At 65.6% G+C, this 17,180-nt stretch carries 16 protein-coding genes; 13 read left to right on the top strand and 3 right to left on the bottom strand.

From position 1 onward, the window contains the following. Positions 1-103: 103 nt before the first annotated feature. The gene (locus C9F13_RS04050; protein ID WP_108444918.1) at positions 104-1,807 is read left to right on the top strand and encodes a DEAD/DEAH box helicase; all 1,704 of its coding nucleotides are present in this window, start codon (positions 104-106) and stop codon (positions 1,805-1,807) included. Between the two features lie 121 nt (positions 1,808-1,928). Continuing rightward, the gene (locus tag C9F13_RS04045; RefSeq protein WP_108444917.1) at positions 1,929-2,906 is read left to right on the top strand and encodes a DMT family transporter; all 978 of its coding nucleotides are present in this window, start codon (positions 1,929-1,931) and stop codon (positions 2,904-2,906) included. Positions 2,907-3,003: 97 nt separating this feature from the next. On the opposite strand, the gene C9F13_RS04040 is transcribed toward C9F13_RS04045, so the two are convergent. From C9F13_RS04040 to C9F13_RS04030, 3 genes are all read right to left on the bottom strand, one after another. Next, positions 3,004-3,747 (bottom strand): glutamine amidotransferase, encoded by a 744-nt coding sequence (locus C9F13_RS04040; RefSeq protein WP_108444916.1) that lies wholly within the window; start codon positions 3,745-3,747, stop codon positions 3,004-3,006. 33 nt (positions 3,748-3,780) lie between these two features. After that, positions 3,781-4,935 (bottom strand): acetylornithine deacetylase, encoded by a 1,155-nt coding sequence (gene argE, locus C9F13_RS04035; protein WP_108444915.1) that lies wholly within the window; start codon positions 4,933-4,935, stop codon positions 3,781-3,783. 70 nt (positions 4,936-5,005) lie between these two features. Then, positions 5,006-5,917 (bottom strand): homocysteine S-methyltransferase family protein, encoded by a 912-nt coding sequence (locus C9F13_RS04030; RefSeq protein WP_108444914.1) that lies wholly within the window; start codon positions 5,915-5,917, stop codon positions 5,006-5,008. A gap of 565 nt (positions 5,918-6,482) precedes the next feature. On the opposite strand from C9F13_RS04030, the gene C9F13_RS04020 reads away from it, so the two are divergent. From C9F13_RS04020 to C9F13_RS03970, 11 genes are all read left to right on the top strand, one after another. Next, positions 6,483-7,508 (top strand): TRAP transporter substrate-binding protein, encoded by a 1,026-nt coding sequence (locus tag C9F13_RS04020; protein ID WP_108444912.1) that lies wholly within the window; start codon positions 6,483-6,485, stop codon positions 7,506-7,508. 246 nt (positions 7,509-7,754) lie between these two features. Next, positions 7,755-8,303 (top strand): TRAP transporter small permease subunit, encoded by a 549-nt coding sequence (locus C9F13_RS04015; protein ID WP_170121123.1) that lies wholly within the window; start codon positions 7,755-7,757, stop codon positions 8,301-8,303. Next, the gene (locus tag C9F13_RS04010; protein WP_108444911.1) at positions 8,293-9,615 is read left to right on the top strand and encodes a TRAP transporter large permease; all 1,323 of its coding nucleotides are present in this window, start codon (positions 8,293-8,295) and stop codon (positions 9,613-9,615) included. The genes C9F13_RS04015 and C9F13_RS04010 overlap by 11 nt, the downstream gene beginning before the upstream one ends. Before the next feature lie 9 nt (positions 9,616-9,624). Continuing rightward, entirely contained in the window at positions 9,625-10,050 is a 426-nt protein-coding gene (locus C9F13_RS04005; protein ID WP_108444910.1) for a universal stress protein, read from the top strand. Positions 10,051-10,364: 314 nt separating this feature from the next. After that, positions 10,365-10,811, top strand: coding sequence for a manganese-binding transcriptional regulator MntR (gene mntR, locus C9F13_RS04000; RefSeq protein ID WP_108444909.1), 447 nt, complete (start codon positions 10,365-10,367; stop codon positions 10,809-10,811). 182 nt (positions 10,812-10,993) lie between these two features. Next, complete coding sequence (locus tag C9F13_RS03995) at positions 10,994-11,968, top strand: metal ABC transporter solute-binding protein, Zn/Mn family (protein WP_108444908.1); 975 nt, start codon at positions 10,994-10,996, stop codon at positions 11,966-11,968. Positions 11,969-12,046: 78 nt separating this feature from the next. Further along, a complete protein-coding gene (locus tag C9F13_RS03990; protein WP_108444907.1) occupies positions 12,047-12,847 on the top strand; it encodes a metal ABC transporter ATP-binding protein in 801 nt (266 codons plus the stop codon). Then, positions 12,844-13,989, top strand: coding sequence for a metal ABC transporter permease (locus C9F13_RS03985; protein WP_108444906.1), 1,146 nt, complete (start codon positions 12,844-12,846; stop codon positions 13,987-13,989). Before C9F13_RS03990 ends, C9F13_RS03985 begins: the two co-directional genes overlap by 4 nt. Then, the gene (locus tag C9F13_RS03980) at positions 13,989-15,128 is read left to right on the top strand and encodes a metal ABC transporter permease (protein ID WP_108444905.1); all 1,140 of its coding nucleotides are present in this window, start codon (positions 13,989-13,991) and stop codon (positions 15,126-15,128) included. The genes C9F13_RS03985 and C9F13_RS03980 overlap by 1 nt, the downstream gene beginning before the upstream one ends. A gap of 222 nt (positions 15,129-15,350) precedes the next feature. After that, positions 15,351-15,758: a GFA family protein gene (locus C9F13_RS03975; protein WP_108444904.1), complete on the top strand. Its 408-nt coding sequence runs from the start codon at positions 15,351-15,353 to the stop codon at positions 15,756-15,758. A 221-nt stretch (positions 15,759-15,979) separates the two neighbouring features. After that, on the top strand, positions 15,980-16,993 hold the full coding sequence (locus tag C9F13_RS03970; RefSeq protein WP_108444903.1) for a nuclease-related domain-containing protein: 1,014 nt from the start codon (positions 15,980-15,982) through the stop codon (positions 16,991-16,993). Positions 16,994-17,180 lie beyond the last annotated feature (187 nt).

Here is a 17,180-nt window from a genome sequence, read left to right as displayed (position 1 = left end):
TGCCTTCGGGCCGACGGTCGGCAGGGTGCCTTGATGGCTTTACCGCGTCAGGGGCGCCACCGATGTTACCTGCCGGCGATGCCGGCCTATTAAGGTGTGATTCATGACCTCGACTTCTGTCGTCTCGCCGAGCTTCGGCGAACTGGCCCTGCTGCCTGCCGTTCTTTCTGCCGTTGAATCCCAGGGGTACACCACCCCGTCGCCGATCCAGGCGCAGACCATTCCCGCGCTGCTGGAAGGCCGCGACATGCTGGGCCAGGCCCAGACCGGCACCGGCAAGACCGCGGCCTTCGCCTTGCCGCTGCTCTCTCGCCTCGAGCTGACGCGCCGCGAGCCCCAGGTGCTGGTGATGGCCCCGACGCGGGAACTGGCCCAGCAGGTGGCCGCCTCCTTCAGCAAGTACGGTCAGAACCTCAAGGGCCTGGAAGTCGCCACCCTGTGTGGTGGTCAGGAATATCGCGAGCAGCTCTCCGCCCTGCGCCGTGGCGCCCAGGTCGTGGTGGGTACCCCCGGCCGCATCATCGATCACCTGGATCGTGGCAGCCTGAAGCTCGACGGTCTCTCCGCGCTGGTGCTCGACGAGGCCGACGAGATGCTGCGCATGGGCTTCATCGACGACGTCAAGCGCGTGGTCGCCGATACCCCCAAGAACGCCCAGCGGGTCTTCTTCTCCGCGACCCTGCCGACCGAGATCGAGCGCATCGTCAACCGCTATCTGGTGGACCCGGTCAAGGTGGCCATCGAGGCCAAGGTCGGCACCGCGGCGAGCATCGACCAGCGCATGGTGCGGGTCGACGGCGGGGCCAAGCAGGAGGCGCTGGCGCGCATCCTCGAGGTCGAGCCGGTCGATGGCGCCATCGTCTTCGTGCGCACCCGGGCCGCCTGCACCACCCTGATGGAGCAGCTCTCCGCCCGTGGCCTGAGCGTCGCCAGCCTCTCCGGTGACCTCGACCAGAGCCTGCGCGAGCGCACCATCCAGCGCCTCAAGCGCGGCAAGGTCGACGTGCTGATCGCCACCGACGTGGCCGCCCGCGGCCTCGACGTGCCGCGCATCACCCACGTCATCAACTACGACCTGCCCCAGGATGCCGAGGCCTACACCCACCGCATCGGGCGTACCGGCCGTGCCGGCCGCACCGGGGTCGCGATCACCTTCGTCGGCTTCCGCGAAGGCCGCAAGGTGGGCTGGCTCGAGCAGGCTACCGGCCAGAAGATGAGCGAGATGGCGCTGCCCGACGAGGCCGCCATCCGCGCCCATCGCGACGAGATGTTCCACCAGCGCGTGGTCGCCGCTCTGACCGCCGGTGCCGACGAGCAGCGTGCGCTGATCGAGCGCCTGGTCGAGGAGGGTCACGACCCCATCGAGCTGGCCTGCGCCTTCTCCCGCATGGCGCGTGCCGACGAGCCGCCGATCGGTCGCCTGCAGGCGCCCCGCGCCGAGCGCAGCAACGACCGCAACGCGCGTGATGCCAAGCCGAAGCGTCGCGACAGCGCGCCGCGCGAGGGCATGACCCGCTACCGCGTCGCCGTGGGCCACCAGGACGGCGTCAAGCCAGGCCAGCTGGTCGGCGCCCTGGCCAACGAGGGCGGCATCGAGGGCAACCGCATCGGTCGCATCGACATCCGCACCGCCTTCTCGGTGGTCGAGCTGCCGAGCTCGCTGCCGGAGAGCATCCTGGCCAAGATGGCCCGGGCTCGCGTCGCCGGTCGTCCGCTGGAGATCAGCGAGGACAAGGGCGCGCCGGAGCGGGCGCCGCGTCGTCGTCGTGACGACGAGGCACCGGTGAAGCGTCGCGAACGCGCCTGAGCCTTGAAGCGTCGCCGCCCGGGGTGAGTCTCCGGGACGGCTGACGTCCGTGACCATGGCAGGCCGGGGATCTCCCCGGCCTGCTTGTCGTTGATAACATCGGAAGAGGACTGACACGAGCATGTGGAAGCGCTTGCCGTTCCGGCTGCGGGGCTACCTGATCACCATGACCGGGGTGCTGCTGCTCTCGCCGGATGCCCTGCTGGTCAAGGGGACCGGCGTCTCGCCGGTCACTTTCCTGTTCTGGCGCGGTCTGCTGCTGGGCATCGTGCTGCTGCTGATCGCCCTGGCGCGCTACGGCCATCGCCTGCCCGAGGCGATCCGCGCCTGCGGGCCCGCCGCCTGGTGGTGCCCGCTGGCCTTCGCCGCCAGCGGCTGGGCCTTCGTCATCGCCAACCGCTTCACCTCGGCGGGTAACGTGCTGGTGATGATGAACCTGGCGCCCCTGGTGGCCGGGCTGATCGGCCTGGTGTTCTTCCGCCAGCGCCTGCGGCGCCAGACCTGGGTGGTGATCGCCATCTGCGTCGGCGGGGCCAGCCTGATGGCGGCCGGCGAGGTGGGGCAGGGCAGCCTGCTGGGGCTCGGCGTGGCGCTGTTCGTGCCGATCTCCATCGCCATCAACACCACCGTGGCCAGCGCCCAGAAGGGCGAGCGGCGCCGCGGCATCGACACCACGGTGATCCTGCCGCTGGGCTGTCTGGCGATGCTGCTGCCGGCTGCGCTGGCCGGCGGCGCGACCCTGCCCCCGGCCGAGGACGTGCCGCTGCTGGCGATCATGGCGCTGTTCCTGCCGGCGGCCTACTTCCTGATCCAGACCGGGGCGCGCTACCTGCCCGGCGCCGAGGTCAGCCTGGTGCTGCTGCTGGAGACCCTGCTCGGCTCGCTGCTGGTGTGGTGGTGGGTCGGCGAGGTGCCGACCCAACTGGCGCTGATCGGCGGCGGCATCATCGTCGTCACCATGATGACAAGCTCGCTGCGCGACCTGCATCGCCAGCGCCGCAAGGCCGCCGGCGGGGCGCCGGATATCGGGCGCATCCAGCAGCAGGCCGTCGAGGACGAGGCGTCGGTCGGCGAGACCGCCGAGGTCTCACGCCGCTAGCCCCGAGCCGCTAGGCCAGCCGTCACGGCAGAACAACGCCCCCGCACCGTCTGGTGCGGGGGCGTTTTCGTTGGGGCTTTCCCGGATCGGGGTAGGCTCAGGCGACGCTGGGTGTTTCCACGAGCCACTCGGCGAAGCGGGCGATCAGGCCGCCGGCCTCGGGGGTAGGGGCGACCGCGACGAACCGCGCCTCGGGGTCGTCGCCCTGGTCGGCGAGGGCTTCGCGCTGGTGGGCGAGGTAGGCCCGCATCACGGGGACGCTGAACTCCGGGTGGAACTGCACGCTCCACTGCCGCGGCCCGTGGCGCAGCGCCTGGAAGGGATCATGGTCGTTGTCGGCCAGCACCGCGGCGCCCGGCGGGGCGGTGAGCACCGACTGGGAATGGGTCAGCTGGGCGGCGAAGGTCGCCGGCAGGGCGCCGAACAGGGGATCCGCCTGCCCGGCCTCGCTCAAGCGCAGCCGGCGGGTGCCGACCTCGCGGCCGTCCGGATGGTAGCCGCTTTGGCCACCGAAGGCCGCCGCCATCAGCTGATGGCCGTAGCAGACGCCGAGCATGGCGACGCCGCGCTCGCGGGCCTCGACGAGCCAGGGCTTGAGCGCCTCGCTCCAGGGCTCGGCCTCGCTGACCATGGCGTGGGAGCCGGTGATCACCACGCCGTCCTCGGCGGCCGGTGCCGGCGGCACGCCCTCGGTGCGGGCATCGTGGACCGCGAGGATCAGATCGTCGCGCGCCTCGGCCAGCGGGGCCAGGGCGGCGAGGAAGAAGTCCTCGAAGTCGCCGTGGTCGCGGACCACATCGGCGAAGCTGTCTCCGGTCTTGAGGATCGTCAGGCGCGGCATGGGGGCTCCAGGCGAGGGCAGGGAGCCGGCATTCTACTTACGTCGTAGCCGCTCGCCCAGTGCCGCCATGAACTGCGCGCCCGCCTCGAGCTGCTCGATGTCGAGGTACTCGTCGGGCTGGTGGGCCTGGCCGATGCTGCCCGGGCCGCAGATCACCGTGGGCAGCCCCTCGCGCTGGAACTGGCCGGCCTCGGTGGCGTAGGCCACGGCGCTGGCGGGGCGCTCGTCGAGCAGCTCGCGGCAGAGCGCCAGTACCTCGGCGTTGTTGTCGTCGGCGAGCGCCGGCACCGTGGTGTTGAGCGCCTCAGTGACGATGCCGGCCTCAGGCGCGCGCTGCTTCATCTCGGCCTCGAGTTCGGCGGCGGTGGCATTGACGCGCCCCAGCAGCTCCTCGAAGCGGTCGCTCGGCAGGTGGCGGATCTCCCACTCGAACGAGCACTCCCGGGCCATGATGTTGATCGCCGTGCCGCCCTGGATCTTGCCCACGTGCAGGCTCGAGTGCACCACGTTGAAGGCCTCGTCGATGCGCCCCTCGGCCCTGAGCTCGGCCATCACGTCCTCGATGCGGGTGACCAGGCGCGCGGCGACGTGGATCGCCGAGACGCCCTGGTTGACCTGGCTGGAGTGGGAGGCGCGGCCGGTGACGGTAGTGCGCAGGTTGGTGGCGCCCTTGTGGGCCACCACCGGGTGCATCATGGTCGGCTCGCCGACGATCACCGCCGCCGGGCGTGGGTGATCGGCGAGCAGCGTCTCGATCATGCGCGGAGCGCCGATGCAGCCCACCTCCTCGTCGTAGGAGAGGGCCAGCCAGATCGGCGTGTCGAGCGGAAGGTCCGCCCAGCGAGGCACCTCGGCCAGCGCGCAGGCGATGAAGCCCTTCATGTCGCAGGTGCCGCGGCCGTAGAGGCGTCCGTCGCCCTTGTCGGTGAGCGTGAAGGGATCGCTGGACCAGGGCTGGCCGTCCACCGGCACCACGTCGGTGTGGCCGGAGAGCACCACGCCGCCCGCCACGTTGGGCCCGATGCGCGCCAGCAGGTTGGCCTTCTTGCCATCGTCGCTCTCGACGCGCCAGTGATCGACGCCGTGCTCGTCCAGGTAGCCCTCCACGAAGGTGATCAGGTCCAGGTTCGAGTCCCTAGAAACGGTGGCAAAGCCCACCAGGCGGTCCAGCAGCTCGGCGGCATTCATGGCGCGCTCCTCACAGTGTTCGTGGCCCCGAGCCTAACACGGCCGGTCGGGGCGGTTCGGCCTCTCGTCCTCAGGCGGAGGCCAGCCGGTAGCCCTCGGCGGTCAGGCGCTCGGCGAGGGCGGCGATGTGCGCCGGGCTCACCTCGCAGCAGCCGCCGACGATGGTCGCGCCCCGGGCGATCCAGCGGCAGGCGTGCTCGGCATATCCCGCGGGATCCAGATCCTCGCGGGTCTCCAATCCCTCCACCGTGCCGCCGGGGGCGAGGTCGGCCGCCGCCGTGAAGCCGTTGGCGTAGCCGCCGAGGGGCACGCCGAGGTCGGCCAGCGCGTCCATGGCGGTGGTGACCGCCTCGGGCACCGAGCAGTTGACCAGCACCGCCGCGGCGCCGGCCGCCACCACCGCCCGGGCGGCCTCGGCGAGTGGCTCGCCGGAGCGCAGGCGCGTGCCGTCGCCGTCGTCCACCGTGAAGGCGACCCACACCGGGGTGCCGTGCTCCACCGCCGCGCGGGTCGCGGCCAGCGCCTCGCGGGTCAGCGTCATGGTCTCGCAGATGAAGAGCTCGACCCCATCGGCCTGGGCCTCTACCAGCCGGCGATAGTCGCGCCGGCAGGTGGCGTCGTCCGGCACCACCTCGGGGTGGTAGCTCGCCACCAGCGGCGGCAGGCAGCCGGCGATGCGCACCGCCCGGCCGCTCTGTTCGCGGGCCTGGCGGGCGGCGTCCAGCGCGGCGGCATGGAGCGGCGCGAACAGCGCGGGGTCGCCGTCCCGGGCCAAGCGCTGCGGGGTCGCGCTGTAGTTGTTGGTGGTGATGATGCGGGCGCCGGCGTCGATGAAGTCGCGGTGCACCGCGGCGACGAGTTCCGGTTCGTCGAGCATCACCTGCGCGGACCACAGCGGGGTGGCGGGGTGGTCGCTGCGCCGCCTGAGCTCCTGTCCCATGCCCCCGTCCAGCAGCACTATGCGGTGTTCTTCGGCGCTCATCGGGTCACTGTCCTCTTTGGAATGGCCATGGCCTTTGAATTCCTGCTGTACTTTGACGTGCCACTGACCGTGAATGGTCAGCGTGTCGCTCTGATTAAGGATACGCGCCGAGACCGTTGGGCTCGATCCCGTCGAGCGACAGGCCGACGGTGTAGAAGCGGGTAACGGAAAACTCATGGATCTCGCTCGCCGCTCCGTCACGGCCCCAGCAGGCGCATCATGGAGGAGGGGAAGCACCGTCGGGCCAGTGCAAGCCGACAGGTTGGCCTTGGTGCGACCGTTACTGTCGACTCGCCAGACCTCGATGAAGGCGATCATGTTCAAGCTGGAGTCGCGGGCCACGGTGGGAGAGCTCACTGGCATCTTGAACAGGGAGGTGGTCATGAACTGGCGCCTGAGCAGGGAACACCCGTCGATCATGGGGCGGCCGCCTGTCAGAATGGTCTCGTGCTTGCTCTCTGTTGCATTCAACGACAATTCATCAGTAGGGATTTGTCACCTACCACGCTTGTGGCCTATTCTTGCCTACTGAATCGATTCAATGTGCCCCTAGAGGAATAATAAAATGGTGAATACATTCAGTAACTTTAAGAAAAACCTGTCCACCTCAGCGCTCGGGATAGGACTGGCGGTGAGTCTAGTGGCCACCGATGTGGCGGCTGCCGAATACAACTGGCGTTTCAGCAACCTTTACAGTCGCGGCACCGCCTTTGGGGAGCTGTACGAAAATCTGGGCGAAAACATCGAGGAACTCTCTGATGGTCGAATCGAGGTCCAGGTCCTCTACTCCGGTGAAGGGGTTGGTACCACCGGTCTGCTGGGGGCGGTCAAGTCTGGCTTGATCACCATGGGCGCCCCGTTCCAGTCGATGCACGCGGGTGAGCTGCCGGCTGGTGTGGTCGAGATTGGCCTGCCCGGCGGCACCGCTGACACCGACAAACTCCAGAGCCTCTTTAACGAAAAGGGTTGGGATGAAGTCCTGGAAGAGGCCTACGCCTCTCAGGGACTGGTATGGCTTGAGCCCTATATCCAGCCGCCGGTGTACATTTTGACCAAGGAGCCGATCGAATCAGTGGAAGATTTCGAGGGGCTCAAGATTCGCGCTCCCGGTGCCTATGGCAAGTTCCTGCGTAACCTTGGGGCTTCTCCGGTTTCCATGGCCTGGAGCGAGATTTACACCAGCCTGGCCACCGGTGTCATTGACGGCTCCATCGGCAGCAACATGATCGACCACCGTGACGGTAACCATGTTGAGGTCGCCAAGTACATGTATCCCTTGCCGCTGGCCGGCGCTCAGGTTCTGCCGATCGTCGTTAACCGCAATGAGTGGAACAAGCTGCCAGATGAGCTGAAGGATGCTGTCCGTGAGGCCACTGAGATCCACGCCGAAGAACAGCTGACCAAGTCCAAGCAGTGGGAAAGCGAGGCGCTGGAAGAAATGAAAGCCAATGGCCTGGAGTGGAGCCCGGAGCCGAGTGAAGCTGACAAGGAGGCTTGGGCCGAAGCTGGTTCAAAGCTTCGGGAAGAGTACGCTCAGCAGGGTGAATACAGCAAGCGCTTGATCGAGATCCTGAATGAGACCGGCTACTGATTAACGATGGGATGACAGGCACACAGCCTGTCATGTTATCGCTATTGAAAACAGACGGACTTTTACCAAGTTCTCCTGTCTTCAATTGTCGGTACTGGACTTGAGCCGATGGTGGCGTGCCGCTGCATGCCACCATTGGATTGGTGAGCATATCTTGGCTTGATCAGTCTCAGAAACGAGTCAGTCAAGATGAGGCGGAAAGTAGATCATGCTTTCCGCCTTTTAAATGATTTCAGGAGATCCCTTATGTTCCATGCTTTGCTGAGGGGGCTCTGCCACGGTATTGATTTTATTGTCATGCTGACCGGCAAAGCAGCTTCCTACATGATGCCGCTATTAGCCGGTATCGTTGCCTTTGAAGTATTCTCTCGCTATGTGCTCGGTAGCCCCACCATCTGGGCCTATGATCTGTCACTGTTTCTCTTTGGCTATATCACGGCGCTGGGTGGCGCTTATGCCCAGCAGAAACGGGCACACATCAACGTCGACATTCTCTACCTGAAGGTCTCACCCAAGGCCAAGAGTGTCTTCAATCTTCTCGGCTATGCCCTGGCCATCTTCTTCCTGATCATTATCGTGAAGGTCAGCACGGGCAAGCTGATGGAAGCCCTGGAGTTTGATTATCGCCGCCAAAGCGAGTGGGCGCCGCCCATGCATCATTTCTGGGTCATGATGATCATCGCCTGTGCGCTCTTTATTGCGCAGTTTTTCCGGGACGCATTGAACGATATTTATTACCTGGCGACGGGTACCCCGCTGCTGAAACAAAAAGAGGGGGTTCATCATGGACATTGAACTGCTGACCGGGGTGCTGTTGCTGTGCATTCTGATCTTCTTCGCTCTGGGTGCTGCTGTGGGCCTGGCGCTAGGTGGGATCGCCATGGCCATCGGTTACATGACTTGGGGCGATGGTATATTCAACGTCATTCCGACGACCCTGGAATCGACCTTTTTTAGTTTTATCCTGTTAGCGATTCCCTTGTATATCTACATGGGGCAATTGCTGACCAAGTCTGGAATTGGCGACGCCATGTTCAATGCTAGCCAATTGTTGATCGGCAAAGTACGCGGATCCCTGGCCATCAGCGTCATCGGAGTTTGTTCGATGATTGGTGCCATGGTCGGCATCATCGGTGCCGGCATAATGACCTCGGGCAGCATTGCACTGCGTCCCATGTTGGACCGTGGATATAATCGGCGACTGGCGCTGGGTGTCATCATGGCGGGCGGGGGTCTGGGTATTCTGATTCCTCCCAGCATACCCATGATCATGTTTGCCGCCGCGACTCAGAACTCGGTCGGACGCATGTTTCTGGGTGCCATGATGCCGGCCTTGTTGACGATCGTGTTGTTGATTACCTATGTGGTCGTCAGCTGCTGGCTCAATCCCTCGCGCGCCCCTAAGGATCAGGAGCATTCCGACGAGCCAGCACGCACTCCCCGGCAGAAGTTCGTCATCCTTCGCGATGGTCTATCCGCGCTACTGCTGATCTTTGTCGTGTTGGGGAGCATCATTTCCGGCATCGCCACGCCGACGGAGTCGGGCGCTATCGGCGTCGTGGGTGCTATTTTGTTAGCGATACTCTATAAGCGCTTCCGGCCAGCCATGTTCCAGTCCGCCGGACTCCAGACCGCCACTCTGGTCAGCGTGGCCATGTGGATCATCTTCGGTGCCTCGGTGTTCAGCAATTTCCATCTGCTGATGGGGGTGCAAAGTATGGTGGCCGATCTTGCCACCAGCTTGAACCTTCCGCCTATCATGATCATTATCCTTTTCCAGGTGATCATGTTGCTGCTGGGTTTCATCATCGACGAATTTATCATCGTTCTGATGTGCGCGCCGCTGTTTACGCCGATCGCCGTCTCCATGGGGTATGACCCTATCTGGTTTGGTGTACTGATGATTCTCAACATATTGATCGCTGTACAGACGCCGCCCTATGGTTTTGCATTGTTTTACCTGAAAGGGATCGCTCCACCCGATGTTGGAATGGGAGAAATCTACCGGTCAGTCACGCCATTTGTAGCAGTGAACCTGGTGGTGCTGATCCTGTGCATGATCTTCCCTGAAATCGTGCTCTGGCTGCCCAATACAGTAATGGGGTGAGGTGATGCCATGTTTAATCAGATCCTGATACCAGTCGATCTCACTCATCAAGAGCAGATCGCCCAGCTACGGGAAGCCGCCCGTTTGTTGATCGATGGCGCCGGCACCATCACCCTGCTCTATGTGGACCCGATTACGGTCCACAAGGAAGCTCTAATGATACAGTTGGGGGAAAGCCAGTACGTCGAGCATCAGCGGGAAACCCAGGCCCTGCTGCAGAGCCTCTCCGAGTCGTTGCAGCTCGAGAACGTGACCATGAATGTGGTCACACGCGAAGGCACCGCTCATGATCAGATACTCGAGTATGCGGTTGAGATCAGTGCCGATGCCATCCTGATGATGGCCAGCCGGCCAGGATTCAGCGACTACTTTATCGGTTCGACCGCCGAGCGCGTGGTACGTCATGCCGATTGCTCAGTATTCGTTATCCGCTAGGATGAAGCGATGACCATTGCTTGAGGTGTCACGAGGCGACCTGGTTCGTCTTCGCCGCGATGATCTCCTCTCGGGCCCGCTTCCCTCTCAGGGCAGGCGGGCTTTCTTTCTGAGGTCTTGGAGGGCTCCCTCTCGGCGCTCCATGGCCACCAGCAACGGCGCGATACCGATGCCGTCACGCCCCGACCTCCGGTATGACGAACGGACTCCACGGCGGTTAGCGCCGAAATTGCAATCTTGCTGCCACCAGGCATCATGAGGACATCACGCCCACACGCTTCTCCCGACAGCTCTTTATCTCAGGTCAGGATCCGATGACATCAGCGCTTAAGCCTCGCCATGGGCGACTCATCGAGCCGGATAGCCACGTGCAGGGCTTTCGCAAGGCGCGCGACGCGCGGCGTACCGAGCTGGCGGAGGACTACGTCGAGCTGATCTCGGACCTGATCGCCGATAGCGGCGAGGCCCGCCAGATCGATATCGCCCGCCGCCTCGGCGTCGCCCAGCCCACCGTGGCCAAGATGCTCAAGCGCCTGGCGGAGGAGGGGCTGATCGTCAAGCGGCCCTACCGGGGCATCTCCATGACCGAGGCCGGGGAGCGCCTCGCCGCCGAGAGCCGGCGGCGTCACCATCTCGTCGAGGCCTGCCTGCTCAAGCTGGGGGTCAGCGCCGAGACCGCGCGCCTCGATGCCGAGGGCATCGAGCACCACGTCAGCGGCGAGACCCTGGCCGCCCTCGAGCGCTTTCTCGACGAGAACTGAACGACCATGACCCGCGCCGGGCGGGCCCCGGACCACCCCGCGAGACGCCTGCCGGACGGCATGATAACGAGCCTGCCGACGGCACGCTGGGCGGGGGAGGCACTCCCGCGTTACCCTGTCGTATAGCAAAGGCTATACTTGTTCGATTACCGCACTCTGGCCACGTTGATGGGGAAGGGCATATGACACGCTGGAAGAGCACACTTGGCCTGCTGGCGCCGCTGGCGCTGAGCGGCCAGACGATGGCGGCCGAGCCGCCGGTGACCACCGTGACCACCATCGGCATGATCGCCGACGTGGCAAGCGAGGTGGGCGGCGAGTGCGCCGACGTCTCGGCGATCATGGGCCCCGGGGTCGATCCCCACCTCTACCAGGCCAGCGCCCGGGACGTGGCGACCCTGCAGCAGGCCGAGCAGATCTTCTATTCCGGCTACTCCCTGGAGGGTCAGCTCGGCAACGTGCTGGCACGCTTCTCCGAGATCACGCCCACCGTGGCGGTGGCGCCGTCCTCCATCGACACGGCGAGCCTGATCACCGTGCAGGACGTCTACGGCATCGACCCGCACCTGTGGATGGACGTCTCGCTGTGGGCGCAGATCATTCCCACCCTGGCCGACGCCTTCGTCGAGGCGCGCCCCGACTGCGAGGCCGACATCCGCGCCAACGCCGATGCCTATGCCACCCAGCTCGAGGCCCTGCACGGCTGGATCGAGGCGAGCGTCGCGACGATTCCCGAGGCGCAGCGCATCCTGGTTACCGCCCACGACGCCTTCAACTACTACGGCCGCGCCTACGGCATCGAGGTCGCCGGCATCCAGGGCATCAGTACCGAGACCGAGACCGGCGTCGCGGACATCCGCCGCATGACCCAGGTGGTGATCGAGCGCGAGGTGCCCGCCGTGTTCATCGAGAGCACCATCAACCCGCGCACCGTGCAGGCGGTGATCGATGCCGCCCGCGAGAAGGGCCACGAGGTCGAGATCGGCGGCCAGCTCTTCTCCGATGCCATGGGCGAGGCGGGCACCGCCGGCGGCACCTACATCGGCATGCTCCACGCCAACACCCGGCACATCGTCGAGGCGCTCGGCGGCGAGCTGGCCCCGCTGCCCGCGCCCCTCGAGGGCTGGGTCGAGCGCTGGAAGATCTCCGCTAACTGACCGCCCGAGGCCACCGTGCCGACGCCTCGCTACCGCTACTGACCGCCACCCTGGAACCGCCATCCCGCGGGAGAGCCCATGTCGACGACGCTTCACGAACCGGATCTGGCCCTGCACGTCGAGGACCTGACCGTCAGCTACCACAGCAAGCCGGTGCTGTGGGACATCGACTTCGACGTGCCGCCCGGGGTGATGGCGGCCATCGTCGGCCCCAACGGCGCCGGCAAGAGCACCCTGATCAAGAGCGTGCTGGGGCTGGTTCCCACGGTGGCCGGGCACGTCACCCTGCACGGCCGCCCCTACAAGGCGCAGCGCCGCCGGGTCGGCTACGTGCCGCAGCGCTCGAGCGTCGACTGGGACTTCCCCACCACCGCGCTGGACGTGGTCACCATGGGGCTCTACGGACGGCTGGGCTGGCTGCGCCGCCCCGGGCGTCGCGAGCGCGACGAGGCGATGGCGGCGTTGGAGCTCGTGGGCATGGCCGACTTCGCCAAGCGTCAGATCAGCCAGCTCTCCGGCGGCCAGCAGCAGCGGGTGTTCCTGGCCCGGGCACTGGTGCAGAAGGCCGACGTCTACTTCCTCGACGAGCCCATGGCCGGGGTCGACGCCACCACCGAGCGCGCCATCGTCGACATCCTTCGCCGCCTGCGCGACGAGGGCAAGACGGTGATCGTGGTGCACCATGACCTGCAGACGGTGCGCAGCTACTTCGACTGGCTGCTGATCCTCAACGTGCGGGTCATCGCCCAGGGGCCGGTCGCGAAGGTCTACACCGCCGAGCACCTGCGCCAGGCCTACGGCGGCCAGATCGCGCTGCTCGACCAGGGTACCTTCCTCTCCGAGGAGGCGGCCGCCGAGCCCGTGGAGCGGGCCGAATGAGCGTCGTCGAGCTGCTCTCCGACTACACCATCCAGAACGTCGTCGCCGGGGCGGCCCTGCTGGGGCTCGTCAGCGGGGTGCTCGGCACCTTCGCGGTGCTGCGCCGCCAGAGCCTGCTCGGCGACACCATGTCCCACGCCGCGCTGCCCGGGGTCTGCCTGGGCTTCATCATCGCCGGCACCCGGGAGATCGGCAGCATCCTGCTCGGGGCGCTGGCCACCGGCGCGCTGGCCGCCCTGGTGATGCTGATGCTGACCCGCATGACCCGGCTCAAGACCGACGCCGGCCTCGGCATCACCCTGAGCGTCTTCTTCGCCATGGGCGTGGTGCTGCTGACCCATATCCAGGGCATGAACAACGCCTCCCAGGGCGGACTCGACGCCTTCCTGTTCGGCCAGGCGGCGGCGACCCTGCGCTCCGACCTGTGGATCATGGGCGGCATCACCGCCGTGGCCCTGCTGCTGGTCGCGGCGCTGTGGAAGGAGTTCAAGCTGGTCTCCTTCGACCCCGAGTTCGCCACCTCCCTGGGCATGCCGGTGGCCTGGCTCGAGGTGCTGCTCACGGTGATGGTGGCGCTGGCCGTGGTGGTCGGGCTGCAGATGGTCGGGGTGGTGCTGATGGCGGCGATGATCATCGCCCCGGCGGTGGCCGCCCGCCAGTGGAGCCGTCGCCTCGAGGACATGGTGCTGCTCGCCGCGCTGATCGGCGTGGCCGGCGGCATCTTCGGCGCGCTGTTGAGCGCGCTCTCCCGCGGGCTCGCCACCGGGCCGCTGATCATCCTGAGCGTCTCCAGCGTGGTGCTGGTGTCGCTGACCCTGGCGCCGGAGCGCGGCTTCCTGTGGGAGGCGCTGCGCCGGGTGCGCGCGCGGCGCCGGCTGCGCTACCAGCAGGTGCTGACCACCCTCTACCGGCTCGCCGTGCACCACGACGATCCGGTCTACCGTTCGGAGCAGGGCATGCTCGACACCTACCACGGCCTGCGCACCCGCGCCGTGCTGAGCCAGCTCGAGCGCCGCGGCCTCGCCGAATGGCAGGCCTCGCCGACCGATGAGCCGGGCCCGGCCAGGCGCTGGGTGCTGACCCCGGCGGGCATCGCCGAGGCCGAGCGGGTGCTGGATGCCCTCGGCCGGGAGGACGCCTGATGCTCGCCGCCCTGCTCGACAACGTGGCCCTGCAGATCATGCTGGTGGGCGCCCTGGTGGGCATCGCCTCCACCCTGGTGGGCACCTTCCTGGTGCTGCGCGGCACCAGCATGCTGTCCGACGCCATCGGCCACTCCATCGTCTTCGGCATCGTCATCGTCTGGCTGATCACCCACCAGCAGAGCGGCCCGGTACAGATCCTCGGCGCAGCCCTGGCCGGCGTGCTCACGGTGTTTCTCACCGAGCTGCTGGTCAGCACCCGGCGGGTCAAGAAGGATGCTGCCATCGGCCTGGTCTTCCCGGTGCTGTTCTCGATCGGCGTGCTGCTGCTCAACCTCTACGCCCGGGACGTGCACATCGACACCCACACCGTGCTGCTCGGCGAGATCGGCTTCGTGTGGCTCGATACCGTGACCCTCGGCGACTACCGGGTGCCGCGCTCGCTGCTCTCCATGGGCGCCATGACGCTGCTCAATGCCGCCTTCGTTGTGCTGTTCTTCAAGGAGCTCAAGCTCGCCACCTTCGACGAGGCGCTGGCCAAGGCCCTCGGCCTGGCGCCGGGGCTGCTGTTCTACGCGCTGCTGCTGCTGACCAGCGGCACCGCCGTGGCGGCCTTCGACGCGGTGGGGGCGGTGCTCTTCGTCGCCTTCGTGATCGTGCCGCCCTCGACGGCCTACCTGCTCACCGACCGGCTGTGGCTGATGTTCCTCTACGGCATCGCCGTCTCCATCGCCTCCAGCGTCAGCGGCTACGCCCTGGCGGTGGCCTGGGACGTCTCGATCGGCGGCATGATGGCGGTGATGACCGGTTTCTTCCTGATGCTGGCCTTCCTCGCCGGGCCGCGCTACGGCGTGGTCGCCCAGCTGCTGCGCCGCCGCGGGCAGCGCCGCCACAACGAGATCCGCACCCTCGCCGTGCATCTCTACAACCACGAAGGGGAGCCGGAGCAGGGCGAGGAGAACGTCATCCGCGCCCTGCGTGACCACCTGCGCTGGGACGCCGCCAAGGCCGCCCGGGTGGTGCAGCGCAGCAGCGACCAGCGGCTGATCGTGCGCGAAGGCGAGGCCCTGCGCCTCACCTCCCAGGGCCGCGAGATGGCCCGGGAGATCCTCGACCCCAGCGGCCGCAGCTCCGCCTGAGGCCTTTCCTCGCGGGCTGACCTCACAGGGAAGCCCGCCCCCGTCTTACTCCTGCGATCTTGGCGTGCCTGGCCCTCAGGCCGCTCTGGCGTAAGCCCATTTGCGCGGAACCTTTCATACTGAGACGAGATAGCCGGCGGCGTACGCTGCAACGGGGCCTTCGAGCGTGACGTCCAACGCCGGCGATGTGGTTCCCCTTGTTAACCACCTGAGGAGTTGGCGATGGAAACCTTCGAAGGAAAAGGGTCCTGTCTCTGCGGCGCCGTGACATTCACCGCAAATAACGCCCGCAAGGGCATCGAGGCCTGCCATTGCGGGATGTGCAGGACCTGGGGAGGCGGGCCACTGATGGTCAGTCGCTGCGGGAGTGACGTCACGTTTGAAGGCGAGGAACACATCTCGGTTTACCCATCTTCAGAATGGGCAGAGCGTGGATTCTGTAACGTATGTGGTAGTCATCTGTTTTTCCGCCTGAAGGATACCCATATCCATTTCATTCCCGTGGGACTCTTCGAGCATCAGGCGGCCTTCACCTTCAGGCAGCAATGCTGTGTCGACAGGAAACCATCGTTCTATGCCTTCGCGAACAGGACAACCAACCTGACCGAGGCTCAGCTGCTGGGCAAGTGATGCCCATCAGGAAAAAATCACAATCGCATGTCGTCGTGCAGGTCGGGAGGGCGAACGCGCCCTGACGCTCCTGAAGGAGCGTCGAGTCCAGGCGTCTCGCCCCCTCGCGACTTTCGCATTGCTGGCCCTCAGGCCGCTTTGGTGTCAGGCTGACGGGTAACGAAATGTTGCAAAGCGTCAGCGATGGCCCGGCAATCGGGCCGACATGCAGGGATAAGCCCATGATCCTTAAGGAAAAGGATACCTCCCCGAACGGGGAGGGCCGTGGCGGCGACGAGCGCGCCTTCTACGGCCACAAGCAGGAGCAGGACGTCGCCTTCCAGCTGCGCCGCGAGTTCGGCGAGCACAAGCAGATCCACGTCATCAACGACCTGCGCCTCGAACACCGCGGCGAGCGGGCGCAGATCGATCACCTGATCCTCCACCCCTACGGCTTCATCATCGTCGAGTCCAAGAGCATCGTCGGCGAGGTCACGGTCAACGCCGCCGGCGAGTGGTCGCGCAGCTACCAGGGCAACTGGATGGGGATGCCGTCGCCGATCCGCCAGGGGGAGCTTCAACTGGACCTGCTCAAGGCGCTGCTGAGCGATAATGTCGAACATTTTCTCGGCAAGCTGTTGGGTATCCAGACACAAGTGGCCCATCGTGAGTGGCGCACGCTGTGCGCCATTTCCAGCACCGCCATCCTGCATCGCGACAAGATGCCAAAGGACGTAGCGAACAGGGTCGTGAAAACCGAGTTCGTGGCCAGCAAGGTGAAGGAGCTCGTGGGGAACTTGAAGGTAGGCTTTCTCAAGGGGCGGGCTGGGTTCTTCGCGGGAGAACTCGACAATATCGGCCGCTTTCTGCGCGAGCATAACGCTCAGGTGAGCATCGCCTCGGCGAGCAGCGATAGCCAAACCGCCACGCCAGAACCGGCCGCCCCCGTTGCCGAACCCGCGCCAAACTACTCGACTTCTCCGGTGCCGGATACCGCCCCATGCCAGACCGAGCCCGCCGCCCAGGCCCAAAGCTTGGTGACCTGCAAGCAGTGCGGCGAGGCTCATCATCTCACCGGCATGTACGGCCAGTACGGCTACTACGTGAGGTGCGGTCGCTGCAGCACCAACACTTCGATGAAGCAGCCTTGCCCCGCCTGCGGCTGGAAGAGCGTGCGAGTGTCCAAGGATGGCCAGGAGTACACCGGCAGTTGTCGGAAATGCGCGCAGCAGTTTCTAGTCTATCGACAGGCATAGGGGAGGGCGATGATATACAGCTATCGATCCAAAGCGGACAAGACGACAAAGGCATCGGACACGTTCATCGGTGTTATGCAGCATACATAATGATTGTTGTTATGCTGCCGAGCTATACTTAATTCCTAGGGGTTTAAATAGGATGAGAGGTGGTCAAATCCGAATTATAACATTGTTGGACGTGCAA

Source organism: Halomonas denitrificans (genome assembly GCF_003056305.1).
Lineage (GTDB): Bacteria > Pseudomonadota > Gammaproteobacteria > Pseudomonadales > Halomonadaceae > Halomonas > Halomonas denitrificans.
The sequence above is the reverse complement of the archived record's forward strand: the minus strand, read 5'-3'. Positions and strand labels throughout refer to the sequence as shown.